This is a genomic window from Kribbella flavida DSM 17836 (assembly GCF_000024345.1).
Lineage (GTDB): Bacteria > Actinomycetota > Actinomycetes > Propionibacteriales > Kribbellaceae > Kribbella > Kribbella flavida.
The window spans coordinates 3571519-3596827 of the sequence record NC_013729.1 but is presented as its reverse complement, the minus strand read 5'-3'; the positions used below and the strand labels follow the sequence as shown (position 1 = coordinate 3596827).

Below are 25309 nucleotides of genomic sequence, written 5' to 3'. Positions count from 1 at the left end.
CCGTCACCCTGCGTTCACCCAACCTCACCCGCCCGACGTCGAAATCCCAACGGTGTAAGACGAAACGCCGACCCCGGCGTGCTCGACGTCCACCGTCGGCGGCGGCGCGGCGAGGGTACGGCGTACCGCGGACTAGGGTGTGCCCGTGGGAAGGAGCAAGGATGATCGTCTGGCTCAACGGGTCCGTCCTGCCGGATCCGGCCGCGGCGGGGATCTCGCCGCTGGATCACGGACTGACCACCGGTGACGGGGTCTTCGAGACGCTGAAGATCGTCGACGGGCAGCCGTTCGCGGTGACCAAGCACCTGGAGCGGCTGGTCACCTCGGCCACCGGCCTGGGACTGCCGGCGCCCGACGTCGCGGAGGTCGAGGAAGCGATCGCCACCGTGGTGAAGGCCGACCCGGACATCACGTTCGGCCGCCTGCGCATCACCTACACCGGCGGCGTCTCCCCGCTGTCCTCGGACCGCGGGACCGCGGGGCCGACACTGCTCGTCGCCTCCCAGGCGATCCGGCCGCCGGCGCCGACGTCCGCGATCGTCACCGTGCCCTGGGTCCGCAACGAACGCAGCGCCGTCGCCGGCCTGAAGACCACGTCGTACGCCGAGAACGTGCGTGCGCTGGCCTACGCCAAGGAACGCGGCGGCAGCGAGGCGATCTTCGCGAACACCGTCGGCAACCTCTGCGAGGGCACGGGCTCGAACATCTTCTGCGTGTTCGAGGGCGAGCTCGTCACGCCGACCCTGGAGTCCGGCGCGCTCGCCGGCGTGACCCGCGGGCTGGTGATCGCCTGGTTCGGCGCCGTGGAGCGCGACGTACCGCTGGGCCGACTGGTCGAGGCTGATGAGATCTTCCTCACCTCGACCACCCGCGACGTCCAGGCCGTCCATCGCGTCGACGACCGCGACCTGAACGCCCCCGGCGAGGTGACCGCCGCCGTCGCCAAGGTCTTCGCCGAACGGTCCGCCGAGGACATCGACCCGTAACACCCAACGGCGCTGCGCGGCGGGCGGCCGTGCGCGCGGCTCTGGCGGGCGGCCGGGACACTGCGCACGGCTCCGGCCGGCGGCCAGGACACTACGCACGGCTCCGGCGGGCGGGACACTGCGCACGGGTCCGGCGGCCAGGACACTGCGCACGGCTCCGGCGGGCGGCCGCGGCGCACGGGTCCGGCGGGTGGCCGCGGCAACACGCTGGCTTCCACGTCTGCAGCGACAACATCGGCGCCGCCGCGCTTCGCCGGGACCTCTGCGGCCGGGCGAGGCGCACCCCCAGCCGGGCGAGGCGCACCCCAGACCGGCCGCGACAGGAGCCGGCGCCAGGTCATCTCGCGGGGACTGCCCGAGATGCATCTGCCGGGTTAACCCATCAGATGCAGGGTTGGCCCGCCGGATTTTGGTGGGCCAAACCCTGCGTTTGGTGGGTTAACCCCTCAGACGGGCGAGCGCTGCCGATGGGCTGCGGTTGGGGCGGAGTGTGCTCAGAGCGAGCGCCGACCAGGTGGAGCGCAGCGACGAGGTGCGGCTGTGAGGCGCCGCGGCGCGGAGGCGAGGCGTGACCCCGTCGCGCGGACGCGAGGCGTGACCCCGTCGCGCGGACGCGAGGCATGACGCCGTCGCGCGGACGCGAGGCATGACGCCGTCGCGCGGACGCGAGGCATGACGCCGTGGTGCGGAGGTGAGACGTGACGGCGTGGCGTGGCGACCTGGTGCAGAGCTGGCGGGCGCAAGCAGCATGCCGCGCCGGTGCGGACACACCGGCGCGGCGAGAGCGTACGTCGTACGGGTTGCTACTCCCCCGACGCCTTGCGGCGCTCGCGGTACGCGGCGACGTGCAACCTGTTGCCACAGGTCCGCGCGTCGCAATAGCGCTTCGACCGGTTGCGGGACAGGTCGATCAACGCGTCGTCGCAGTCCGGCGCCTCGCAGCGCCGCAACCGCTCGCGTTCACCGGCCGAGATCACCTGCGCCAGCGCGATCCCGCACTCGACCGTGATCCGGCAGGTCAGCGACGAGCCGTCCCGCGAGTAGTGGATGTGCCACGGATGACCGTCGTGGTTGGTCAGCCGCGGCGTGGTGGTGCCGCGCGCGACGATCGCGTTGATCATCGCCGCCGCCTCGGCGTCGGAACTCGTCGTGAACACCGGGGCGAACAACGGCCGCAGCTCTCTGACCTCCTGCAGGTCCGTCTCCGTCAGTGTCCCGACCGCGCTGAACTCTCGCTCCTGGACGAACTTCTCCAGATCCTCGAGCGTGTTCATCGTGTCGACCTGGCTGTTCGGCCCGGGCAGCGTGTTGACCAGCCGGACCAGCGTGCCGAGCGCGTGCTCGGTGTCGTGCGAGAAAGTCACAATCACGTCTCCAACGCGACGGGGTCTCCGTCCTGCAGCAAGAGTAGCCCGGCCGGTTTCGTACGTCGCCGCTTCATGCGCTATGGTTTCTCCCGAGCAACACCAGCAACACCCCGAACGGGCGATTGGCGCAGTGGTAGCGCGCTTCGTTCACACCGAAGAGGTCACTGGTTCGAACCCAGTATCGCCCACCGCAGGAAACAGCAGGTCAGAGCGGGAACCCGGCACCAGCCAGGTCCCCGCTCTCGTCATTTCAGCCTTCGTCAGGCAGCGAAAAGGCAGCAAGAGCCCCCAGGACCCGCTCTTGGGACCCTCCCTGGACGTGGGTGTAGATCGCCAGCGTCGTCGTCGGCCGCTCGTGCCCCATCACCCGCTGTACGTCGGGAACAGGCACCCCCGAAGTGATCAACCACGATGCGTAGGAGTGGCGCAGGTCGTGGAACCGGAGCCCGCCCTCCGCGTGTCGCGACACGGCCTTGATTGCCTGAGCCCGCGTCTTGAACAGCTCGGTCTCGTCCCCGGCCGGAGTGGGCCACGTTCCCCGGAACTTGTCTCCCTCTGCCACTACCGAGCCGAGCAGTCCGGCCCGTACGAGAGACGGCCGCCAGATTCGCGCCCGGAACAGCGTGCGCCTCAACGGCGTGCCCGCCTCGTTGATGAAGACCTCTCCCGCCTGGCCGGTCCCGTACAGCTCGCGGTACTCGTCCAGGAGGCGGAGCACCATCGACGGCACCGGTACGACGCGTCTCCCAGCTCGCGACTTCGGGTATGGCTTCGGGGTGACGTGGCCGTTGACCTCGACCGCCACACGCTCTACCCGCACAGTGCCGGCCGTCGGATCGATGGATTCCCAGCGGAGTCCGACGCACTCTCCCCAGCGCAGTCCGGTTCCGCCAGCGAGGGCGACGAGTGCGCGGTGCCGTTCGGGCACGGCCGGAAGAAGGCGTGTGGTGAAGTCCTCACGGCTGATCGTCTGCCTGTCGCCCGCATGTTGCCGCTTCCTCGGCAGCCGCAGTTCCTTGGCCGGGTTCACGGCGATCAGGCGATCCCGAACGGCCGCTTTCAGCACGGCGCTGAACAGCCGGTGGCATTCAGCGACTGTTGACGGCGATAGCTGCCGGGAGAGGGCGGTCACCCACTTCTGTGCGGACGAATGGTCGATCGCGGACAGCGGAGCATTCGCCCAGTGCGATACAACGTGATTCTTGAGCAGTGACATGTCGCGTGCCCGCGTCGTCAGCTCGACGTTGTGCGAGTCGATCCACTGCGCGGCGTAGGTGCCGAACTTGATGCGTCGCGCCGCGTGCGGATCGACGTACGTACCGGTGTGCTTGGTTGATTCGATCGTGGCCAGGAACGCTGCGGCTTCTCGACGGGTGGGAAAGGTCTTCGACGGCTGGCGACCGGTGGCATCGCGCCAGCACGCCTTCCAGTTTCCAGCCGGGGTCTTTCGGACGTAGCCCATCTCGGGGTCAGCTCCAGTTCGATGCGGTGGCGAGCGTTGCGGTGTCGTCGGGAATCGGAGTGGCGTCAAGCCAGGCATGGAATGCGCGTCGCGGAACCACCCAGCGCGTCCCGAGTCGGCGGGCGGGAATCTGCCCGGTGCGAACCATGACGTAGGCGGTGTTGCGGGAGACCGCCAGCAGTCGAGCAACCTCCGGGACCGTGTAGACGAGCGCCCGGAAGTCGTGAACGGTCGCCGTCGAGTCGTCGTCCGGGACGGGGATCAGGTGCGGGGCGGGTGCGTGGCCTTTCATGCGGCTCCAGAGGTCGAATCGGCGCTGACGGCTCGGAGGGGGTAAGGCGTACCAGCCGTACCAGCCTCGTTTCCGCTGGTCAGGTGCGGTACGGCTTGGGTGGTTGGTACGGCTTGAGCCGTACCAGTGGCGGAAGCCTCCTTGGGACTGACCTGCGGTGTTGAGGCTGGTACGGCTGGTACGGCTTCCCCGGGGGCGGGTTTTGGCTCGGGGCAGTAGCGGTTCCAGGCGTCGGTGAAGTCGCTGCGGTGGTAGCCCTTGGCTTGGCCGGTGGGGAAGCGGATGGTGTCGCTGCGGATCTCGAATTCGCGCAGCAGGTTGCCCATGCGCATCGCTGTGAGTCCGGCCGCGCCCATCGTCGCCCAGGGCGCTTCGGGGTCGCTGCGGAGCCGGTCGAGCAGGATTTGGGTGGGTAGCGCGTCGGCGTCTTGGAAGGCGGTGCGGCAGTCGGCCAGCAGCCGTGACGGGATGGAGGTCTCGTCGCCTGCGTCGCGGTCGCTGGTGAGTGCTACGGCGGCTTTGCGGGCGGCGCGGGGCCACTGTCCACCGGCGAGGTCGGCGACGGCGATCATGGGTTCCCAGGTGTCGGCTGCGCGGTCTTCGAGCGGCATGTCCGGTGTGGCCGCGCGGAGTTGGTCGATGTGGCTGGTGAGCCACTGGTTGAGCCGCTGGCGCAGTTCGTCCAGCTCGGGGCCGTCGCGGCGGACTCGGTATGGCGCGACCTCTTCCCCTGCCGCTCGGCGGCGCATCCGGATCACGGCGGCGCGGTCTTCGATGGTGTCCGGCATGGCGCCGATGCCTGCCAGGGCGGCCATGGCGAAGGTCTGGATTTTTTCCACCGATCGTGACCCGGCGTCGTAGCGCAGGGCGGGACGGCCGCGTTGGTGCCCGGCGTTCAGCAGGCCGCGTAGGTCCTCGTTCTCGCCCGCCTTCGGGCCAAAGATCGTGTCGGCCTCATCGATGAGCAGGGTCGGCGGATCGGACGGTGCCATGCCGATCGACCGGTACACCGCCGACGGGGACGCGTTGACGGTCATCAACGGCCGGTGGCACATGCCCTCGACCATGTCCAGCAGCCGCGATTTCCCGCACCGCCGCTCGGGTGCCCGGATCACCAGCCGCGGGGCACAGTTCCACGCTGCAACCGCATGCGTGGCGGCGATCCACAGCACGACAGCAGTCGCTGCGGACTGGCTGGGCAGGATGACGTACCGGGCGATGGTCGCGGCCACCGTGTCCAGCAGCTCGGCACCGTCCACCAGCTCGTCGGCCTGGTCGTGGTTGTCGTGCTCGGTGTGCGCGGTCATGCTGCGGTGATCCCTTCGTCGCGGAAGCCGCCAGCGATAGCGGCTCGAATATCGCGGTCGGTCTGGGCGGCCTGGTGTCCGGCGTAGGTGAGGGCGGCGACGGCGGCGGCCGGGTCCAAGGCTCCGGCCGCGACCATCCGCGCGACGCCTCGCGCGGCGCCGTAGAGGGTGGTGCGGCGCTTGCCCTGCGGTGCCTGCCGTACGGCGTCCAGGTGTGCCGTCAGCAGCTTGTCAGGGTGGGAGATGCCCCCGCCTCCGGTGTCCCGCTGAGGGCCGGAGAGCGGCGCTGAGGGCGCGTGTGTGGATTCGGCCGGCGTGGCGGGTAGGCATGCGGCGATCAGGGGTGGGGGCATCTCCACCACGGCTGCCGGGTCGGCCAGGTCGCTGCCGGTTCCCCAGGCGTAGGGGCGGCGGGTGCGGTGGTGGATCGAGGGCGGCAGCACGACGTATCCACCGTCTGCCTTCACGTCGATGCCGGGCCGGTTCGGCATCGGCCGCGACGGCATGTGCAGTCCGGGGTGGCGGTAGTACAGGTGCGCCCCGTCGCTGCCGGTGCGGACCCACAGCGTGCGCGGCACCAGTTGGCGTGCGACCAGCTCGGACAGGCTTTCCCAGCCGCCGTGCGCGGGGTCTACGTCGACCACCAGCAGCCCGGACACCATCCCGGTGCGGACGGCGAGCTGTCCGCCCGGTACGGCGTTGACGATTGCTGCGACCCGGGCTGTGTCGGTAGTGGCGGCGTAGAAGCCGTGGCAGGTCAGGTGCCCGCAGGACCAGGGGTCGTGCGGTGGTTGGCCGTTGACGGGTCGGCAGGTCTCGCAGTTGGCGACGGGCCGCTTGGAGCGTCCGAGCATGAACACCGGCCAGCCACGCCCGGCCGCGTCGAGTGCGGCGGTGAGGATCGGCGTCGGTGTGGTCATCGTGGTTCCTCCTTCAAGGCTTAGGCGGCGGTGGTGTAGTGGTCGGTGGTCATGCACAGGTGGCAGCGGCCGTCGGAGGTCGGGATGCAGTAGTCCTCGACCCGGCCGCATTGCCCGCAGGTGCGGCGCGCTCGCATGGCCTTGTCCAGGGCGTTGAGCTGCGCGGGTGACGCGACGCGGGACGGCCGGGCCAGATCGAGCCGGTACAGCCACGCCCACCGCTTGCCGCCTCGCCACACGAGCAGCGCGTAGGGCTCGTGGCCGCCGGGGCACATGCGCATCGCCCGGAGCTGGCGGCGGGTTGCGAGCCCTGCGGGTGCCCACCGGTACTTGAACACCGGAGTGCCGTGCAGCTCCCAGCCGAGTGCCTGTTGGCCGTTCCACAAGGTGATGAACCGGGACGCGGCGGGGTGGAGGCTGGCGCGGTCCATCAGTTGTCCGGTCACTTCCGGCCGCCTTTGCTGGTGGTGTTGGTTCCGGCGCCGCGGGTGGCGCGGATGCGGTTGACGATGTGGCGGCCGATGCGGACCCGCAGGCCGGAGCCGTCGCAGCGGCCGCAGTGGCGGTAGGCGTTGCCGAACGGGGATTTGAACTTGCCCGCTCCTTTGCAGCGGTGGCACTTGCCGAACGGCCAGATCAGGCAGCTGAGCAGGTACAGCGCGAGCGCGATAGTGACGATGAGTGCAACGGCGGCGACCTGTCCAGCGGTCTGCACAGCGGCGGTCAGAGCAGCAGCAGTGTCGCTACCGTGAGTAGCGGCGGTGGGGATAGCGGTAGCGGGGTGGTTGGACACGGAATGCCTCCAACAGGCTGTTTTTGGGCGTGAGAGGCCATGGCCGCTACGCGCTACGCGTGGAAGAACGGCCTGGTCAGGTATGGGTTGCGGGGTAGCGGGACGGGTAGCGCAGTCGCTACCGGTAGCCTCCGGGCCGCTACTCGACCCGTCCCGCACCCTCAGTTGTGTTGATTACGCTGCGTTGATCACCGGGTTAGGTGGTGGTGCCGTCGCGGCGGGCCATGGCGGCGCGCAGGTCGTCGGCCTTGACGCCCTTGCGGACCGCGCCGTCGCGCTTCACGTTCACGCTCGGCACGTGCAGCGCGCGGGCCTGAGCCGAGATCGCCTCCGGCGTCGTGCCGTCGTACTGCTCGGGCATCTGCTGCGCGAGGCGTCCGGCGATGGTGTCCCAGTGCGCGGCGTTGTCCGGCCCCATGACGGTCAGCACGTCGGCCAGGACGTCGCGGCTGGCGCGCTCCAGCTCTTCCCCGGCCGCCTGCCCGGTCAGGGTGCCGAGCCGTTCGCGGTGCTGCCTCGCCGCGGTCAGAATCTTGTCCGCATCCGACGCATCGGCCAGGAACGTCCGCACCGTCGGGGTCTCGTCGGTGGCGCCGTACAGGTAACCCACACCCCGGTACTCGTCCCCGACCGGCAGCGAGGACGCGTCGAACCCTTCGGCGTAGGCGTCACCACCGAGAACGGCTTCGGACACGATCCGGTTGCCGCACTTGAGCGCGAACCGCGTGGAGTGGTTGTCGCGGTAGCGGTTGAACAACCGGCCCACGTCACCCGCACCGACACCGGACGGCTTCTGCGAGCTGGACAAGATCACCACACCGGCCGACGGACCGACCGCCTGAATCCGCGACAGCTTCGCCGCAATCTCCTTGTTGACGGCCTGGTCCTCGGTCTCGAAGTAGACCTGGAACTCTTCCATCACCAGCACCAGCACCCGCAGGTCCGGGTAACGGGGGTCGCGGGCCAGTTCCTCGGTCAGCTTCCCGTCGGGGCACATGTCCACCGGCAACGTCGTCAGGATCGAGTTGACCTTGTCGATATGGGCGAGGACTTCGTCCAGGATCGCGCGCAGGTGCTCGATCGGGTCGTCGTCGTTGGGGTTGGGGTGGGTGCCGAACACCATCCGGTGCGCGACCTTGCGGAACGCCAGCCAGTCCGGCGAGTTCTTGCCGTCAGCAACGATCAGCTTCACCCACGGGTCGAGTGCGGCGTGCAGCGCGACCAGGCGGGCGGCGAACGTCTTGCCCTTGCGCGGCTGCGCGCCGACCAGCAGCGACGACCACATCAGCTTGAGCCGGACCAGGGCGTCGCGCTCGTCCTTGCCGAACCGCACCGGCTGCCACACCGAACGCGGCTTGCAGTCCAGCATGTCCGTGCGCCCGACCGGCACCGCCAGCGGGTCACGGTCGGCCACGAACAGCATGTGGCGGCGCGAGCTGGTCTTGTCCGGGGTCAGGAACACCTGGTTCACGTGCACGTCCAGACCGGACGCGATCTTCTCCCGGGCACCGGCCACGTCGGACCAGCCCTTGCCGTACGGGAGGTCTACCAGCACCTGCGACCCGGTGTTGCGAGCATCGCGCGACATGGCGGACCCGAACCGGACCTCCTGGTCGGCGCGGTTGGGGTTGCCGAGTCCGGCGGCGTAGTAGGCGCGCAGCACGATGTCAGAGTTGAGCTTGCGGAACCGCGGCGCGACCACCGCCGTACCTACCAGCGTCTGACCGGCCGGGCGGCCGTAGTGCGCCAAACCCGCCACCGCAGCCGCACCCACAGCGGCCAGACCGGCCGCCGGAGCCGCGTTCCAGGCGATCGGCGCACCGATCAGCAGACCGAGGTTCTGGCCCGTCAGAACCGCGCCACGCCACAGCCGGGTCGCCTTGAGCTGGCGGTGGATCTTCTCCCACTCCTTCAACTCGCCCGCGTCGGCGGCCTTCTGCTCCAGCGCGAACGAGTTCGGCACCCACCACCAGCGCAGCTGGCTGCGGACCAGCCGGGTGAACCCGCGCCCCGCGAACCAGCTCAGCTTGCACCCGTACCAGGGCGCCCGGACGGCGTGGAACAGCGCGACGTGCCCGGCCCGCTCCAACGCTCGGCGGACCGTGACCCGCAGGTTCTCCGGGCGCAGATGCACCGGCACGATCGGCACCCGCGCCCCTTCCGCCACCGCGACCGGCAGGGCCGGGGAGTCCACCGGAACCAGCACCTTGCGCAACTCGGCATCGGTCGTCTCGTCGTCATCCAGCACGACTTCGTAGGCGGCGTCCGAGCTGGTCTCCGCGACGGGGACGACGGCGCCGGCCGGGGTAACCACCACATGGGCGGTCTCGCCGCGGTCGTCGCGGCGGGTGCGGTGGGCGTCCAGGTCGATCGGGTCGGCAACGCGCTCGACAGCATCGCTCATGGTCACTTCTCCCCGTTCTCGGAAGGGCGGCGGATGGTCTCGGGTGTCGGCTCGGGTGCGTGGATCAAATGGGCCAGGGCGGCGCCCATGCCGAGCACCGCTACCGGCAGGCAAGCAACGACAGTGGTGATCTGCCACGGCGCCTGAGTGACCCCTGCCGCCTCGAGCAGGTGATAGGCGACCTGCCCCAGCGCGCCCAGGCCCAGCGCGGCCAGCGCGGACACCTTGGCGAACCGGCGCGCCTTGGCCGGGACCCGGCCGGACAGCCAGACCCGCAGTGCGAACGCGGCGTAGGTCTCGACACCGATCGGCAGCGTGATCGCGGAGTTGATCGTGAAGCCGTCCGCGATCCCGGGCAGCGGGTGAACCACCCCGAACCCGGTCAGCTCACCCAGTCCGACCCACCCAGACCAGACCGCCACGAACGCGGGCAGCGCCAGCAGCAACACCGGCCACGACCGCACCGGCCTGCCCTCGTCCACAACAGCCGCGGGGACTACCTCGACCGGAATGGACTGGGCAGTCTCTACCGGGTCTGTGTGCGGCGTGACCTGCGGAGATGCCCCCTCCCTCGGCGCGGGGGGCATCTCCCCACCCACGCCGTCGCTCTCCGGTCCGGGCGCGGACTGGTCCAGATTCGGCACGGCGTGCAGGTGCGGCTCAGCCGGACCGTCGGTGGACTGCGGCGCTGTGGGCGGGGTCGGCTCAGTCAGGGCGTCCAGGACAGTGCGGGCCTTGTCCGCACCGATCCGAAACTCCTTCATGATCCGGTTCCGCGACGGGACCGTGCCCAGCTCGGCGGCGAGCTGGCGCGCGGCCGGGATCAAGTCCTCCACCGGCACCGGGTAGGTCGTGCGAAGAGGCGTGCTCATGCGTGAATCTCCTTGCCCTGCAAGACGCGATGCGCGTCAGCGAGGAAGCCGGTCAGCGCCCACAGGTCGCCGTACGCGACGGCCGCGGCAGCCGAATCGGCCGGGGGAACGTCAGCGGTCACCAAGGTGACCAGATGCGACAGGCGAGCCTCCAGCTCGCTCGGGATCGCAGCAGCGGACTCCAAGCCCAGGCGCTCGGTCCAGACCGGCGCCAGACCGGTCACGCGGCGGCGGCTCATGCGGCACCGTCCGTGGCGATCTTGCGTTCGGCCAGCTCGCGGCCAACCTCCAGGACCCGACGCGACGCGCGCCGGACCCGACGCGTCTCCAGCTCCGACGCGTACGGACCCGCGTTGATGAACGCGATCTGCGCATCCAACAGGTCCAGCTCAGCCGCGATCAACGGCCATTCCCGCTCGATACCGGCCAAGTCCGCAGCGGATGGTTCCTGGCTACCGACCGCCGACAGGTGGATGATGCTCATTGGGTTTAGCTCCTGTTCGTGAAGGGACTGGTGCGGCCCGGACGCCTCGGCGGCTGCAACCGCCGGGGCGTCACCTTTTGGCGCCTGACCAGAACATGAAGCGATACTAAGGTGCGCACCACGGTAGCGCTTCTCCATCTGTTGCGCAAGCGAGGTGCGATACCCTGGATGGGTGAGTGATCTACGCGAAGAGTTGACCTCGGCCACGCGCCGGTACCGCGAGACCGAGACTGCCCACGAGCAATCCCGGACGGAGATGTTGGCGGCTGTCCTGGCAGCGCTCCGTGGCGGCATTCCACCTACTGAGGTCGAGCGGCTGTCACCGTTCACGGCGGCATACATCCGGAGAGTTGCGCGCGCAGAGGGCATCCCACCAGCGGCACCGGGGCCGAAGCGGGTGAGCTCCTGAGTGGTCGGCTCGTTCATGCGTCCAGCGTCGAGGCGAAACGAGCGATGGATGTGCACTCGGCAGGCTGCGCACTTTTTTGCGCATTGTTCGGGCTGGTGGCCGGTTCACTGGAGGGATCACATCAACCGAGGGGAAGTGCAGATGCACGTAGGTGAGCGCATCGGGGCATACCGCAAGCGACGCGGTATGTCGCAGGACGCCCTGGCTGGCCTCATCGGAATGTCGCGGTCTTGGCTGTCGCAGGTCGAGCGTGGCATTCGTGGTGTCGATCGACTGTCCACCCTGAACGACCTAGCAACCGTCCTGCGTATCGACGTAGCGGACCTGATCGGCCGCGACTGGATTCTCGCGCCGGACGCATCCGAGCAAGTTACGGCGGTCGACGCCGTGCGTACCCAGCTCGCGGGCTATCACCACCTGCTCGGCGAGCCGACGACACCATGGCCGCTCCCGCAGCTCCGCAACGGCGCTGTGCAGGTCAACCAGGCTTACCAGGCCGCGCAGTATCAGCGGGCGACAGCGATGCTGCCAGACCTCATCCGTGCCGCAGACGCGTATGACGGCTACCAAGGCCGCGACGGCCGGGAGACACACCTCGCCCGCTGCTCGGTCTACACGGCGGCCGCGAAGCTCCTGACCAAGGTCGGCGAGCACCAGCTCGGCTGGCTGGCCGCAGACCGCGCCACTCACGCAGCTTTGGCCGCCGAGTCAAAGGCGGCGCAAGGCATGGCTGCCTATCAGGTGGTCATCGCGCTCCTGCGCAGCCAGCGAACCGACGACGCCGAACGCGTCGCCGTCCGGTCGGCGGAGGGTCTTATGTACCTCGCTAGCTCGGACGCGCCCGATGCCGTATCGCTTGCCGGGTCGCTGTGGCTCATCTCGTCCGTGATCGCCGCTCGCCGCTCCGATCGCGCCACCTCAACCGAGCGGCTCGGTACGGCGACGCATCTCGCCGACCTTCTGGCGCACGACGGCAATCACTGGTGGACGGCCTTCGGCCCAACCAACGTCCTGATCCATCGAGCCTCGGTCGCAGCCGAGTTCGGCGACCCGTCCGGCGTACTGCGGGTGGCAACCGAGATCGACACGGAAGCCATGCCGGCCGGTCTCCAAGGCCGCCGCTCACGCCTACACCTCGACCTCGCCTGGGCACAGGCTCAAGCCAAGAACGACATGGAAGCGATCCTCCACCTCCAACAGGCTGAGCGCGTCGCCCCCGAGTCGATCCGCTACCACACCATCGCCCGCGAGCTGGTCCGCGAACTCCTCAAGCGTTCCCGCAAACCGACCCCAGCCCTGACCGCTATTGCAACCCGCGCAGGAGTCCTCGCGTGACCAACCGAATCCTCTACATCGTCGTCTGCGGCGCTCCGCTAGCGTCCCGTACCGCAGACGGCGTCAAGGCCGCCCGAGCCAACGGCTGGGACCCCTACGTCATCCCCACCGAAGCGGCCATGCCCTGGCTCGCCGACCAGGACCTAAGAGATGTCCCCGTCATCACCGGCAACCGCACCCCAGACCAACCGAAGCGCACCCCACCGGCCGACGCCGTCGCCGTCGTACCAATGACCTTCAACACTCTCAACGCCTGGGCCAACGGCAACGCCAACACGTACCCACTCACAACGCTCTGCGCGGCGCTTGGCTCGCGCACCCGTACGGCCGCTATACCGTTCGCCAAGCATGATCTAGCCGGTCATCCGGCATGGCTGGCATCGCTTGCTGTGCTCCGGTACGCAGGCGTAACTATTGTCGATCCGCAGAATGGATCCAGATCCTCAATTGAACCAATCGCGTCCGGAACGGGCAACGAAGTAGCTTCCGCCTTTCATTGGGAGTGGGTCTTCGCATCACTTGAACACCGCTGATTTAGCTACCGCGCGAGTCAGGCACTACACCAGATCGCGAGCGGAGCATTCACCGTCGTTCTGAGATACGCCTCCGTCGATGCCAAGAGATCAAACTGTTGCGTTGTGGCCTTTGATCGAGAAAGGCCGGGTTGTGCGATCACGATCTCCATCCTGCGGCGAAGAATGGTCGCCTTATCCCTTATCTCATAGAGCTTACGGATATCGCCGACTTCAAACGGGCTCACACCATCTCGCTGATTCTTCTTGCGAGCACGGTCGTGCAGCGCCCGGAAGAATGGCCCAAGGTCACTGCGCCGCCACACCACCGACTTTTGTGCCTGACCGCAAACTTCGTACAAATCAGCGAGGCGAGCGCCAACCTTCCCCTCGTGGGCGTACTTGCAGTGGACAAGCTTGACTAGCAGGCCCTCAGCGTCGATCCGCATCGCCACCAGGTCGGCTATCTCGCCCTTTCCATCGTCGTCGATGATCAAGTCCCAGGGTTCACTATCCGCCTGGAGTTCAATTAGCGATCGATATTGAATCGATTCTTGAAGCTTTTCGTGTGTCTGGGATTCGATGTTTAGTTTTGTGTTTCCCCAATCCAAAACGGTCAGCTTCTGCCGATCGTATGGCGTTCTGTCCCACTTCGGCTTGTAGAGCAAATCGTTCTCGATGATCCGATCGCCATCGAGAATGAACAACAGGCCAAACTTGTTTAGCCAATCGCTTAACCGCACCTCTGAGCCCGCTCGCAGAATTACGATCTCTGTATCACGTGCGCATCGATACAGGATTCGATCCGACTCCACCGTTGCTTCATACGGAACCGACCAGCTTCCACTCTCGACCGCAAATCGGAAAGCTCCGTTAATCGGCTCTGTCTCGGGAACCAGGTCGGTGAACACCGCCTGATGGACACTTCCGGCGTATGACAGTCGCATACTGTCAGCCTGCAGTGTATGCACCAACCATGGCCATTCGACCGCTAACAACACGCCGCTCGGCAAGGACGTGAGTTCTTCGGGCAAAATGAACTGACCGATCACCTTCTCAATGCTAATGGTTTCATCCAGCAATTTCTTACCGATGGAATCACACCAGTCGCACCATTCTTTAATCGTTGAGGCTGTGGCATGTGACCAGATTCGCCCTTTCAACGATGCGCTTATGTTGACGATTTCACCGTCTCGATAGCCGCTCCCGGAGATGTTCGTCTGAGACTTCGTGCTCGCTTCAGCCTGACTAAAACTCTCGGTCACATCCGGCCCGACGTGCATAGAGAACCGGCGGAACTGGTTATGCGCATCGAGGACGCCTACGTTAGTCGGCACCAGGCGGTCTATATCGGCCATTGCTCGATAGACACTCGAGCCCGTGAATCGCCGCGCACCCGCTCCAAGGACAGCCTCGGCCAACTCCTCAAATACGCCGTCATTAGCGGAATTGTTGATATAGAGCAGCTTGGTCTGCTCATTGAAGTACAGAACATATAACTCGTAAGAGACTTCCTCGATTGTCTTCAGGTCGCCCCACCGGACTTTGTTTCTGTTCTCGATCACGAACCAAGCGACACCAGCGCTCTGATTCAGACCGATCGGAAACGTGTAGAAACTATCCTCACCGAAGAACTCCACGACATTATTCGGCTCCCACTTGGCAGTCGGAGCGCGATAGACGACGGTACTCATCTTCGGCAGTAGACTCCGGAGGTCAACTTCAGGCGGCCGGCTCGTGAACCCAGCCTCAAAGTCGCTGATGTCATGCTGTTCCTGGACGGCGGCTTCCGATAGATCTCGGACGATGAGGTTCCAATCGGAGTCCTCGGCGTATAGCTCCCGCAGACGCCTGTCGATATCCATCTCCGACCTCGCGACGAACATCGACGCTTCTCCGTATTGCCCCGTTGAGGAAGTTCGAGCGAAGCGTCCAATGAATTGCAGAGTCACTCCAAGACTCTTCTGCGGATCATGCACCGCCGCGATCTTCAGGGCTGGTAGGTCGAAGCCTTCGCCGAGCATGTTGACACAAATGATGATATGAGAATCGCGCGCGCGAACAGCACGCAGGGCATCGCGCTGATGCTTCTTGGACATCTGACTATTGATGATTACCGGGTTTAGATCGGCTGCCAACTGTTGATAAAGCGGAAGTACTGCCATCGCGCGAGGTATTCCACTCACTCGCGCCATGAGCACATGATCAAAGTTGTTGTTTAGGTCAGAACGGAGTCTTTCGACGCTTTGCGTTGCGACGGCAAGATCGACGTTGTCGAAATCAATGATTGACTTGTAGTTGATCTTAGAGAAGTAGTTCTGCGCTTGGGCTTCGCGCAACGGGAACGAGTAGATAGTTCGACCCTGAAGGTGCTTACCATCCTCACGGAATGGTGTCGCAGTAAATTGCACCACATTCTTGTCGGCGAAGCGCTCCCGGATCTCTGTCCAGGTGCGTGCCGCCACGTGATGCGCCTCATCTACGAAGAGATGCGAGCAGGCACCTAGCATCGCCTCGAATGCCTCTTGCTCCGACGCACTCAGAGATTGAGGCGTAGCGACAATCACGTTACATGCTTCAGCGAAGCTCGTTGCATGCGCAACTGATGAGAATCCGTGCGCGACGCGGCCCACGACCGGCCGAACTGCCATGTTCGAGACGATTCCGAGTTCCTGAAGTACACCGAGCGTTTCAAACTTGCCAGCGATCTGATCGCGCAGCGAGTCCGACGGAACCAACACCAGCAGGCGCTCGGGTTTTGCGGCGACCAGGAGAGCAAGCATCGTCTCGGTCTTCCCTGTCCCGGTCGGCATCACGACGGTCGCGGCCTGCTTCTGATTTGTGGTCCAGTAGCCGAGGACCGCATGCAGCGCGCCCAGCTGTGGAGTCCGCAGTCCTGGTTTTGAGTCCGAGGCTTCGGAGAACCCGATGGCACCGTCGTACGACCTTAGGACGTCTGCTGGATCTTGAAGCTGGAGCGCGTCGGCGGGCGCGTTCCACGTGGCCTGGCTCAACCTATCGCCGGGCCTCGCACCAACCGGCAGCCTGACCCATAACGCCCCAGCATCGAGGGGGCGGTCTACGGTCGCGGCAGCCCACGTGCCGTACGCGTTGCTGACTGTCAGCGCTGAAGGCTCTCCAGAGACCAGGTCAAATCTGCTCGCGGGCACTCTCAGTTGCCGGATTCGGTTGCCGTCGATGTTCTCTTCCCGAGCCCACACGTTGGCGCTGCGCCACCCGCCACGATCCCCAACCCCGGCGTCGCTCTCTGTCATCAGAGAAGCATGACATCGCAGCTACCTGGCGGCTAGACCAGTTAGTGGTCCAAGGCAGCGGATAGGCAGCGAACCCGGGAACGTCCGGTGGGCGCACGCATCGCTCAGGCACCGCTCCGGACACGTAGAGCGGGACACAACACCGCTTGCTACGAAGAATCCGCCTTCACACCGAAGAGGTCACTGGTTCGAACCCAGTATCGCCCACGCAGTCGACAGGCGACGTGTGCCGCGCTTTTCAAGCGCTGGCCACGTCGCCTGCGTCGTTTTGTGCGCCTGGCTTCGCCGGCGCGAGGTGGGGGCTTCGCCACCCACACCCCCCTGTCTGTGGTTGGGCGCCGCTGCTGCTTTCTGCTGTGGCTGGGCGCCGTTGCTGGCTTTTGCTGTGGCTGGGCGCCGTTGCTGGCATTTTGCTGTGGTCGGGCGCGCTGCCGGCTTCCTGCTGTGGTTCGGCGCCGCTGTTGATTTTCTGCTGTGGTCGGGCGCGCTGCCGGCTTCTGCTGTGGTTCCGCGCCGCTGTTAGCTTCCTGCTGCCGCCGTTCGTCGGTCGGTTGGATCTTCAGATCAGCCAGGTGCCTTCGGTCATCAGGTCTCTGCCGGCTAGTTCGTTGGCCTCGCGCCAGGCCTGGATTCGGGTGGGGGTGATTCCGAAGTACGGGTAGGAGGCTTTGAGGGAGCTGGGGTCGAAGCCGGTTTTGGTGGCGAAGGCTTCGGCTTGGGTGGAGGTTGGGGTGAAGGGGGCGGCGGTGCCGGTGATGAGGACTACGTCGCGGGTGTGGCCGATCGCCAGGTGGACCTGGGGGTTGGTCTGGAGGTTGAGGCTGGTGGGGTTGCGGGAGGCGGTGGAGACGATGAGGGTCTCGCCGGTCCACAGGAACGACAGCGGCACGAGGCAAGGGGTGCCGTCCGGCGACGCGGTGGAGACCCAAGCGTCGATGTCGGTGGTGAGGCGGGCGAGGACGTCCGCCTTGCGGGTTGCTGCTCGGCGCGGGGCGGGGTCGGTCATGGGTGAGCTCCTGGTGTCACATCGGTTCGGCTGACGGCGTCAAAGGAATGACGGTGCGTGCGCGGCATTGTGACAGCGGGAGGGCTCGCGGTGATGGGCGACAAGCCGGTGGTGGCGGCGCGCGCGGATCGGGTGGGAGCCGAGGTGGTCGACATACTGGCGAAGTTGGCGCCGGCGGAGCGGCTGGCGTTCGTGCTGGCCGACGTGTTCGGGCTGTCGGGTGCGGAGATCGGCGCTGTGGTGGGGGTGTCGCCGCTGATGGCCGGGCAGCTGGTGGAGCGGGCGCGGTGGAAGGTGCGGGAGGCGGCTGTGCTGGCGTGTGATTCGGTACTGCGTACTGCTGGTTGAGCTGAGTCCGCATCGGGCTCTGCGAGGGTGGGACTGGTGTGGCTGGTGGGGCGAAATCCCCGCTTGGAGATGGGGGTTCGCGACACCCCGAATACCGATTTTTCACCGACGGGAAAGTGCGCTACTGTTCTGCTCTCGCACCGAGCAGGACAGCTCGAAGCGATGCGGACGTAGCTCAGTTGGTAGAGCGCAACCTTGCCAAGGTTGAGGTCGCCGGTTCGAACCCGGTCGTCCGCTCGGAAGAGGTCAGCAGGCTGAGACTCTGTGGTGGAGTGGCCGAGAGGCGAGGCAACGGCCTGCAAAGCCGTGTACACGGGTTCGAATCCCGTCTCCACCTCGACAAATCCCTTGCACAACAGAAAATTCTGGACGATTGGCGCAGCGGTAGCGCGCTTCCCTGACACGGAAGAGGTCACTGGTTCGATCCCAGTATCGTCCACACGTCATCGGCGTCGGTCTGTGCCCACGGAGAGCGTGGGCCGGGCCGCTTCCGTCATTTGTGCGCCGGCTGCGCCGTCGCGATCGGGGGCTTCGCCACCCGAACCCCCTGTCTGGGCGAGCCGCCGTCGATTGCCTCCTGCTCTGGGCGAGCACCGTCGTTTGCATGCCCCGTGCACCGACCGCCGTAGGTTCCTCGGGCTGGCCGCCGTCGCCAAGGAGATCGGGTGCGCGACCCCACGATGATCACCCCGGCTCGAACTCGCCATCCATCGCGCCACCGATGAAGGCATCCCATCCCGACGGCTGAACCGCAGCAGCACGGGCCCGGCACTCATCTACGCCTCGGACTCACCATCCTCGAGCAACTAGCGTGGTTCACATCCTGAGGTGGGAGCCGCCGTTGAAGTCGAGCACGGTGCCGGTGGCGAACTCGGCGGCGGGGGACGCCAGGTACAGGATGGCGGCCGCTACTTCCTCCGGGGCGGCAACCCGTTCCAGGGGGCTTTCGAGGCGGCGGCGGTCGTAGCCGGGGCCGGAGAGGGCGGGGGCGGCCATGTCGGTGGTGGTCCAGCCCGGGGCGATCGCGGTGACGGCGATGCCTTCGGGGCCGAGGGAACGGGCCAGCGACTGCGTCAGCGAGACCAGGCCGGCTTTGGTGGCGCCGTACGCGGGCTGGTTGGGTTCGCCGCGGAAGGCGCCGCGGGAGGCGACGTTGACGATCCGGCCGCCGCGGGCCATGTGCTGGACGGCGCACCAGCAGACGTTGGCCGCACCGACCAGGTTGACGGCGAGGGTGTCGGACCAGGCCTGCTGCCACTCGGCGTACGACGTCTGGCGGATCGGGTGGGCGGCGTACACGGCGGCGTTGTTCACCACTACGTCGATCCGGCCGAGCGCGTCGGCGGCCTCGTCGACCATCCGGCGGATCGCGTCGGGGTCGCCGAGGTCGGCATGGACGAGGGTGTGGCCCTCCCCCGGCAAGTCCTTCAGTACGGCGCGCGCCGCGTCGGCGGAGGCGCCGTAGTGCACGGCGACGCGATCACCCGCCTCGGCGAAGGCTTTCGCCGTCGCCGCACCGATTCCGCGGGAAGCTCCCGTCACCAGCACCGAACGAGCCATGCCCCGAGTCTTCCATTGCCCTGACATGGGGACCGGCGGCGGGCTTCTCTCCCACGAGAATCAGCGCCGCGGCTTGATGTCGCGACGATAGCCCTTGGCCTGCCGGGCCCACTGCTTGTTCGCCTCGGCCCGGAGCCGCGCGTCGGTTCGCCGGGCCATGAACGCCGCTTCGCGTTGCAGCTTCTGCCAGCTTTCGTAGCGGCGGACCGGCAGCGTGCCGTCCTCGAGCGCGGCCTGTACCGCGCACCCCGGTTCGGTCGCGTGCACGCAGTCCTTGAACTTGCACTGCTCCGCCAGCCCGCTGATGTCGGGGAACGCAGCCGCCAGCCCTTCGCCGGAGTCCTGCAACCCGATCCCCCGCAGCCCAGGTGTGTCGATCACGACACCGCCGTGCGGCAGCAGGATCAGCTCACGGCGTACGGAAGTGTGACGGCCCTTGCCGTCCTCGCGGATCGCCTGCACGTCGAGCAGTTCCACCCCGGCGAGCGCGTTCACCAGCGAGGACTTGCCCGCGCCGCTGGACCCGAGCAGCGCCATCGTCGCGTTGCCGGCGAGCAGGTCGCGGACCGCCTCCAGTCCTTCGCCCGTGCTCGCGCTGCACACGAACACGTCGGCGCCCGGAGCCGCCGTCGCGACGTCCTCGGCGATGGAGCTCGCGTCGCCGACCAGGTCGGCCTTGGTGAGTACGACGACCGGGCGCGCACCGCTCTCCCAGGCCAGGGCGAGGAAGCGCTCGATCCGGCCGATGTTCGGTTCGGGGATCAGGCCGACCACGATCGCGATCACGTCGACGTTCGCGGCCAGCACCTGGCCCTTCGACGTGCCGCCGACCTCGGCCCGGACGATCGCCGTACTGCGGGGCGCGATCGCGTCGAGCGTGGTCCGGTCGTCGGGCCAGTGCCGGAGCGCGACCCAGTCGCCCGTGCAGGGCGTCGCCTGGGTGTCCTCGGCGATCGCGGCGAGCAGGCCGCCGGACCAGCTGGCCCGGACCGGACCGTTCTCGGTGAGCACCGTGGACAGGCCCTTGTCGACCCGGATGACGCGGCCCGGGACGAGCCCGGCGGCACCGGGCAGAGCGGAGAAGTAGTCGGCCGTGGCGCTGTCCAGGCCGAGGGAGACAAGCTGTGCTGACATCGTGCGACGAACCTTTCGGGAGGTCCGGCCGCGAGATCAGCTCGGCGGACGGACGGTACGGGAGCGAGCGGCCCAGGAAGCTCGGTGGTCCTGGTGGGCCCGGTCGAAGTTCATGGTCATCTCAACTCCCTTCTGCTGTCCGGCCGTCGTACGACGGCTTGTCGCGGTACCGCCAGCGTAGGCCGACTCCCCCGCCCGGCGCACCGGAATTACGGCGGCCGATCCGGCGTCGTGCCGGTACTACGGGGTCGTCCGGCTGGAGGTCGGGTCGGGGGTGTTCACCTGGTCGGCGCCGGAGTGGGCTGCGCCGTCGGAATCGGCATGACCGCCTGCTGCCGGCCGAGCTGCCGACGCCGATCCCACGGGCTGGGTCGATGGTGCGTGCTCCGGCTTCGAGGAATCCCCGGGACCGGACTCGGCCCTCGGCGCCGACTTGGCAGCGGTGGCGCCGTGCAACTCGGACTGCGCACTCGCGGCTTTACCCGCATCGACGTTGTGCCGCTGCCCCGGCCGGTCTTCATCCGGCTCGCCGAGGGACTCGACGGCGGCGGCCAGACCCACTTCGGGCCGCTCGTCGGCCGGCGTCAGCGGGTGGTCCTGGTGGTGCGGGTCGGCCTCCGCCTTCATCACCGGCTCCCGCGCCGCGTCGATGCGGGCCTGGTGCGGCCAGAGCCGGTCGACGACCGCGTTCAGCGCCGCGCCGATCAGCACCGCGATCGCCGACATGTACAACCACATCAGCACCGCGATCGGCGCGGCGAGCGGACCGTAGATCGACGTCCCGCCGACAGTGCTCTGCAGGATCCAGCGCAGCACGAAGCTGCCGAGGATCCAGATCGACAGGGCCAGGAACGAGCCGGGCAGGTCCGACACCCACGGCGTCCGGACCGGGACCGACAGGTGGTACAGGGTGTTGAGGAAGCCGGCGGACAGGATCGTCACGACCGGCCAGTAGAGCTGGTTGAGGAAGTCCAGCCGGGCCGGCAGCAACGCGTTGACGGCGTCCGGTCCGGCCAGCACCAGCGGCAGCACGATCACGCCGATCACCAGCGCCGCGCAGTACAGGCTGAACGACAGCGCCCGGGTCCGGACGATGCCGCGCTTGCCGCCCATCCCGTACATGATCGTGATCGTGTCGACGAAGACGTTGAGGGCACGGCTGCCCGACCACAGGGCCAGCACGAAGCCGATCGAGATGACGTCGGGGCGGCCGCCGTTCAGCACCTGGTTCAGCGTCGGCACGATCACCGTCTTGACCGAGTCGTCGGTCAGCGCCCGGGCGGCGAGATCGGCGATCTGGACCTTGATGTCCTCGATCGTCTCGACCTCGAAGTAGCGGCTGGCGATGAAGCCGATGCTGCCGGCCAGTCCGAAGATCAGCGGCGGCAGCGAGAGGATCGCGAAGAACGCTCCCTCGGCGGCCAGCCCGGTGACCCGGTAGCGCAGACAGGTACCGACGGTCTGGGTGATGAGCTTCCAGGTCGTCGCGGGAATACGTCGCACCCAGGCGAGTGGGACCGACGTCCCACCGCCTCGCGCTGACCCAGAGCGTGCCATACCGCTTACCGTACTGACATGGCGGACCCAAACGCTGTAACGAATCAGGCTCCCCCACTTCAGGGAGTGAACTTCTTCACCCAGGACCAGGCGCTCGGTGACGCTTTGCGTCCGCACGCGGACCTGGCGAAGGACTCCGGACTGACCGCGATCGGAGAACTGGCGGGAACGCAGGAAGCGCTCTCTCACGCTCTCCCGGCGAACCAGCACCCGCCGGTCCTGAAGACGCACGACCGCTACGGCCACCGGGTCGACGAGGTCGAGTTCCACCCGTCCTGGCACTGGCTGATGGACAAGGCGGTCGGCTTCGGCCTGCAGGCCGCGCCCTGGACGAGCGACCGCCCGGCGCCGCACCTGGCCCGCGCGGCCGGCTTCTACGTGTGGTCCCAGGTCGAGCCGGGTCACGCCTGCCCGGTCTCCATGACGTACGCCGCGGTGCCCGCCCTGCGCACCTCCGACCGCCTCGCCGCCGAATGGATCCCCCGCCTCGCCGCCCCCGAGTACGACGTCCGCCGGCTGCCGGTCGCGGACAAGGCCGGCGTGCTCGCGGGCATGGGCATGACCGAGAAGCAGGGGGGCTCCGACGTCCGGTCCAACCTGACCACCGCGACCCCGTCCCGCCGCGGCTCCGAGGCCGCCGGGGCGCCGTCGGGCGTCGGCGCAGCGACCCCCACCGGTGCCGACGACGAGTACCTGCTGACCGGGCACAAGTGGTTCTGCTCGGCGCCGCAGGCCGACGTCTTCCTCGTCCTGGCGCAGGCGCCGGAGGGACTGAGCTGCTTCGTCGTCCCCCGAGTTCTTGCCGACGGCAACCGGAACGCATTCGCCCTGCAGCGGCTGAAGGACAAGCTGGGCAACCGCTCCAACGCGTCCAGCGAGGTCGAGTTCCACGGCACCGTCGGCTACCGGCTCGGCGACGAGGGCACCGGGGTCCGGACGATCATCGAGATGGTCGCCGCCACTCGGCTGGACTGCGTGCTCGGCTCGGCCGCTCTCATGCGCCGCGCCCTGGTCGAGGCGACCTGGCACACGTCGTACCGCAGCGCGTTCGGTGGGCTGCTGCGCAACAAGCCGGCGATGCGGAACGTGCTCGCCGACCTGGCCCTGGAGAGCGAGGCGGCAACCGCTCTCGGGATGCGTCTCGCCGCCGCCGTCGACGCCGCCGAGGCCGGCGACGAGCAGGCGAAGGCGTTCCGGCGGATCGCGCTGCCGCTGGCCAAGTTCTGGGTCTGCAAGCGCACGCCGGCGATGGTGGCCGAGGCGCTGGAGTGCCTCGGCGGCAACGGCTACGTCGAGGAGTCGGGCCTGCCGCTGCTGTTCCGGGAGTCCCCGCTCAACTCGATCTGGGAAGGGTCGGGAACCGTGAACGCGCTCGACGTGCTGCGCGCGCTGCGGCGCCCGGAGTCGTTGCAGGCCTGGCTGCTGGAGGTCGGCGCGGCCCAGGGTGCGGACCCGCGCCTCGATGCCGCGGTGACCGACGTACTGGAAGCGCTCTCCGACGTTTCCGAGGCCGAAGCGGGCGCTCGCCGGCTCGCCGCGCGGATGGCCGCCTGCCTGCAGGCCTCACTGCTCGTCCGGTACTCACCGCCCGACGTGGCGGACGCCTTCGTGGCCTCCCGGCTGGCCGGCGACTGGGGCGGCGTGTTCGGCACGCTGCCGCGGACCACTCCGTTCGGTGGCATCGTCGACCGCGTCCTCTGATCGGACCGGTACGCGCTAGGGTTACCGCGTCGCGACTGGCGCGTGAGGTGGAGAACCACCGGGGAGCGAGAAGACGCGGGCACCGTGCGCCTGGGTGCCCAGCGACCGAGTGCAACCGCAGGAGAGACAACGATGACTCAACCCTTCGACGCCACTGCCGCGTCGGCCGCCTACCGCAACGCGCTCGAGGTGATCGGCGCGGTGGAACCCACCATCGCCGGCGCGATCCGCGCCGAGCTGGATGACCAGCGCTCCTCCCTCAAGCTGATCGCGAGCGAGAACTACGCCTCCCCCGCCACCTTGCTGACGATGGGCAACTGGCTCTCGGACAAGTACGCCGAGGGCACCGTCGGCCACCGGTTCTACGCCGGCTGCCAGAACGTCGACACCGTCGAGCAGGCCGCCGCGGACCACGCGAAAGCGCTCTTCGACGCTCCGCACGCCTACGTCCAGCCGCACTCCGGCATCGACGCCAACCTGGTCGCGTTCTGGGCGATCCTGGCCAACCGGATCGAGTCCCCGGCCCTGGCGCAGGCGAGCGCCAAGCACGTCAACGACCTGTCCGACGAGGACTGGACCACGCTGCGCAAGGCGCTCGGCGACCAGAAGATGCTGGGCATGTCGCTGGACGCCGGCGGCCACCTGACGCACGGCTTCCGGCCGAACATCTCCGGCAAGATGTTCCACCAGAGCTCCTACGGCACCGACCCGGAGACCGGGCTGCTGGACTACGACAAGGTCGCCGCGACGGCCCGGGAGTTCAAGCCGCTGATCCTGATCGCCGGCTACTCGGCGTACCCGCGCAAGATCGACTTCGCCAAGATGCGCGAGATCGCCGACGAGGTCGGCGCCACCCTGATGGTCGACATGGCGCATTTCGCCGGGCTGGTCGCCGGCAAGGTGTTCACCGGCGACTTCGACCCGGTGCCGCACGCGCACGTCACCACCACCACCACGCACAAGTCGCTGCGCGGCCCGCGCGGCGGCATGGTGCTGTGCCAGCCCGAGTACGCCGACGCGGTGGACCGGGGTTGCCCGATGGTGCTCGGTGGTCCGCTCAGCCAGGTGATGGCGGCCAAGGCCGTCGCGCTGGCCGAGGCCCGCCGGCCGGAGTTCCAGACCTACGCCCAGGCCGTCGCCGACAACGCGGTCGCGCTCGCCGAGGGCCTGATGAAGCGCGGCGTGAAGCTGGTCACCGACGGCACCGAGAACCACCTGGTGCTGCTGGACGTCTCGTCGTACGGCATCACCGGCCGGCAGGCCGAGTCGGCGCTGCTCGACGCAGGCATCGTCACCAACCGCAACGCCGTACCGCGTGACCCGAACGGCGCCTGGTACACCTCGGGCGTGCGGATCGGTACGCCGGCGCTCACCACGCGCGGCTTCGGCGTGGACGAGTTCGACCGGGTCGCCGAGCTGATGGTCGACGTGCTGTCCAGCGTCACCCCGACCACCACGTCGGCCGGCGCGGCGTCCAAGGCCAAGTACGTGCTGGCGGACGGCGTCGCCGACAAGACCCGCGCGGCCTCGGCCGAGCTGCTCGACAAGCACCCGCTCTACCCGGGCCTCGACCTGAACTGACAGC

At 67.8% G+C, this 25309-nt stretch carries 22 protein-coding genes, 4 tRNA genes and 1 riboswitch; of the genes, 10 read left to right on the top strand and 16 right to left on the bottom strand.

What is annotated here, in order from left to right; all coding sequences use genetic code 11:
- Positions 1 to 161: 161 nt before the first annotated feature.
- A complete protein-coding gene (locus KFLA_RS16630; RefSeq protein WP_012920967.1) occupies positions 162 to 986 on the top strand; it encodes an aminotransferase class IV in 825 nt (274 codons plus the stop codon).
- An 803-nt stretch (positions 987 to 1789) separates the two neighbouring features.
- On the opposite strand, the gene KFLA_RS16625 is transcribed toward KFLA_RS16630, so the two are convergent.
- Positions 1790 to 2356, bottom strand: a complete 567-nt coding sequence (locus KFLA_RS16625) for a CGNR zinc finger domain-containing protein (RefSeq protein ID WP_148256658.1) — start codon at positions 2354 to 2356, stop codon at positions 1790 to 1792.
- A 113-nt stretch (positions 2357 to 2469) separates the two neighbouring features.
- Between KFLA_RS16625 and KFLA_RS16620 the strand changes: the two genes are divergently transcribed.
- Positions 2470 to 2541: transfer RNA gene (locus tag KFLA_RS16620), tRNA-Val, on the top strand.
- A gap of 62 nt (positions 2542 to 2603) precedes the next feature.
- On the opposite strand, the gene KFLA_RS16615 is transcribed toward KFLA_RS16620, so the two are convergent.
- The 10 genes from KFLA_RS16615 to KFLA_RS38885 all read right to left on the bottom strand — a co-directional run bounded on the left by KFLA_RS16615 (position 2604) and on the right by KFLA_RS38885 (position 11313).
- Entirely contained in the window at positions 2604 to 3815 is a 1212-nt protein-coding gene (locus KFLA_RS16615; RefSeq protein ID WP_012920965.1) for a tyrosine-type recombinase/integrase, read from the bottom strand.
- Between the two features lie 7 nt (positions 3816 to 3822).
- Positions 3823 to 4107, bottom strand: a complete 285-nt coding sequence (locus tag KFLA_RS16610; RefSeq protein ID WP_012920964.1) for a helix-turn-helix domain-containing protein — start codon at positions 4105 to 4107, stop codon at positions 3823 to 3825.
- On the bottom strand, positions 4104 to 5366 hold the full coding sequence (locus KFLA_RS16605) for a DUF3631 domain-containing protein (RefSeq protein ID WP_237706825.1): 1263 nt from the start codon (positions 5364 to 5366) through the stop codon (positions 4104 to 4106). Before KFLA_RS16605 ends, KFLA_RS16610 begins: the two co-directional genes overlap by 4 nt.
- Positions 5367 to 5410: 44 nt before the next feature.
- Positions 5411 to 6334 (bottom strand): bifunctional DNA primase/polymerase, encoded by a 924-nt coding sequence (locus KFLA_RS16600; protein ID WP_012920962.1) that lies wholly within the window; start codon positions 6332 to 6334, stop codon positions 5411 to 5413.
- 20 nt (positions 6335 to 6354) lie between these two features.
- Complete coding sequence (locus KFLA_RS16595) at positions 6355 to 6765, bottom strand: RRQRL motif-containing zinc-binding protein (protein WP_012920961.1); 411 nt, start codon at positions 6763 to 6765, stop codon at positions 6355 to 6357.
- A gap of 11 nt (positions 6766 to 6776) precedes the next feature.
- Complete coding sequence (locus KFLA_RS35660) at positions 6777 to 7127, bottom strand: hypothetical protein (RefSeq protein ID WP_012920960.1); 351 nt, start codon at positions 7125 to 7127, stop codon at positions 6777 to 6779.
- Positions 7128 to 7323: 196 nt separating this feature from the next.
- A complete protein-coding gene (locus KFLA_RS16585) occupies positions 7324 to 9531 on the bottom strand; it encodes a cell division protein FtsK (protein ID WP_012920959.1) in 2208 nt (735 codons plus the stop codon).
- A 2-nt stretch (positions 9532 to 9533) separates the two neighbouring features.
- Positions 9534 to 10403, bottom strand: a complete 870-nt coding sequence (locus KFLA_RS16580; RefSeq protein ID WP_012920958.1) for a hypothetical protein — start codon at positions 10401 to 10403, stop codon at positions 9534 to 9536.
- Positions 10400 to 10642, bottom strand: a complete 243-nt coding sequence (locus tag KFLA_RS16575; protein WP_012920957.1) for a hypothetical protein — start codon at positions 10640 to 10642, stop codon at positions 10400 to 10402. Before KFLA_RS16575 ends, KFLA_RS16580 begins: the two co-directional genes overlap by 4 nt.
- Positions 10639 to 11313, bottom strand: a complete 675-nt coding sequence (locus tag KFLA_RS38885; RefSeq protein WP_237706824.1) for a DUF6284 family protein — start codon at positions 11311 to 11313, stop codon at positions 10639 to 10641. The genes KFLA_RS16575 and KFLA_RS38885 overlap by 4 nt, the downstream gene beginning before the upstream one ends.
- Here KFLA_RS38885 and KFLA_RS16565 point away from each other — a divergent pair.
- The gene (locus KFLA_RS16565; RefSeq protein WP_337466632.1) at positions 11312 to 12631 is read left to right on the top strand and encodes a helix-turn-helix domain-containing protein; all 1320 of its coding nucleotides are present in this window, start codon (positions 11312 to 11314) and stop codon (positions 12629 to 12631) included. The genes KFLA_RS38885 and KFLA_RS16565 overlap by 2 nt on opposite strands.
- Positions 12628 to 13164, top strand: a complete 537-nt coding sequence (locus tag KFLA_RS36710; RefSeq protein WP_012920954.1) for a flavoprotein — start codon at positions 12628 to 12630, stop codon at positions 13162 to 13164. Before KFLA_RS16565 ends, KFLA_RS36710 begins: the two co-directional genes overlap by 4 nt.
- A gap of 17 nt (positions 13165 to 13181) precedes the next feature.
- Here the strand turns inward: KFLA_RS36710 and KFLA_RS36245 are convergent, their stop codons facing one another.
- A complete protein-coding gene (locus KFLA_RS36245; RefSeq protein ID WP_012920953.1) occupies positions 13182 to 16418 on the bottom strand; it encodes a DEAD/DEAH box helicase in 3237 nt (1078 codons plus the stop codon).
- Positions 16419 to 16977: 559 nt separating this feature from the next.
- Positions 16978 to 17424 carry a pyridoxamine 5'-phosphate oxidase family protein gene (locus KFLA_RS39345; protein ID WP_012920952.1) on the bottom strand — a complete coding sequence of 149 codons (447 nt, stop codon included), beginning with the start codon at positions 17422 to 17424 and terminating at the stop codon, positions 16978 to 16980.
- A gap of 57 nt (positions 17425 to 17481) precedes the next feature.
- Between KFLA_RS39345 and KFLA_RS16545 the strand changes: the two genes are divergently transcribed.
- From KFLA_RS16545 to KFLA_RS16530, 4 genes are all read left to right on the top strand, one after another.
- Positions 17482 to 17772: a sigma factor-like helix-turn-helix DNA-binding protein gene (locus tag KFLA_RS16545; protein ID WP_148256657.1), complete on the top strand. Its 291-nt coding sequence runs from the start codon at positions 17482 to 17484 to the stop codon at positions 17770 to 17772.
- A gap of 164 nt (positions 17773 to 17936) precedes the next feature.
- Positions 17937 to 18009 (top strand) — tRNA-Gly (locus KFLA_RS16540).
- A gap of 29 nt (positions 18010 to 18038) precedes the next feature.
- Positions 18039 to 18109, top strand: a tRNA-Cys gene (locus tag KFLA_RS16535).
- A 30-nt stretch (positions 18110 to 18139) separates the two neighbouring features.
- Positions 18140 to 18211, top strand: a tRNA-Val gene (locus KFLA_RS16530).
- 377 nt (positions 18212 to 18588) lie between these two features.
- On the opposite strand, the gene KFLA_RS16525 is transcribed toward KFLA_RS16530, so the two are convergent.
- The 3 genes from KFLA_RS16525 to KFLA_RS16515 all read right to left on the bottom strand — a co-directional run bounded on the left by KFLA_RS16525 (position 18589) and on the right by KFLA_RS16515 (position 21969).
- Positions 18589 to 19332, bottom strand: a complete 744-nt coding sequence (locus tag KFLA_RS16525; protein ID WP_012920951.1) for an SDR family NAD(P)-dependent oxidoreductase — start codon at positions 19330 to 19332, stop codon at positions 18589 to 18591.
- A gap of 60 nt (positions 19333 to 19392) precedes the next feature.
- The gene (gene rsgA, locus KFLA_RS16520; RefSeq protein ID WP_012920950.1) at positions 19393 to 20466 is read right to left on the bottom strand and encodes a ribosome small subunit-dependent GTPase A; all 1074 of its coding nucleotides are present in this window, start codon (positions 20464 to 20466) and stop codon (positions 19393 to 19395) included.
- 240 nt (positions 20467 to 20706) lie between these two features.
- Positions 20707 to 21969: a YihY/virulence factor BrkB family protein gene (locus tag KFLA_RS16515; protein WP_012920949.1), complete on the bottom strand. Its 1263-nt coding sequence runs from the start codon at positions 21967 to 21969 to the stop codon at positions 20707 to 20709.
- 72 nt (positions 21970 to 22041) lie between these two features.
- Between KFLA_RS16515 and KFLA_RS16510 the strand changes: the two genes are divergently transcribed.
- A complete protein-coding gene (locus KFLA_RS16510) occupies positions 22042 to 23724 on the top strand; it encodes an acyl-CoA dehydrogenase family protein (protein WP_012920948.1) in 1683 nt (560 codons plus the stop codon).
- Positions 23725 to 23745: 21 nt separating this feature from the next.
- Positions 23746 to 23827: riboswitch (ZMP/ZTP riboswitch) on the top strand.
- Positions 23828 to 23856: 29 nt separating this feature from the next.
- A complete protein-coding gene (locus tag KFLA_RS16505) occupies positions 23857 to 25305 on the top strand; it encodes a glycine hydroxymethyltransferase (protein WP_012920947.1) in 1449 nt (482 codons plus the stop codon).
- Positions 25306 to 25309: the final 4 nt, after the last annotated feature.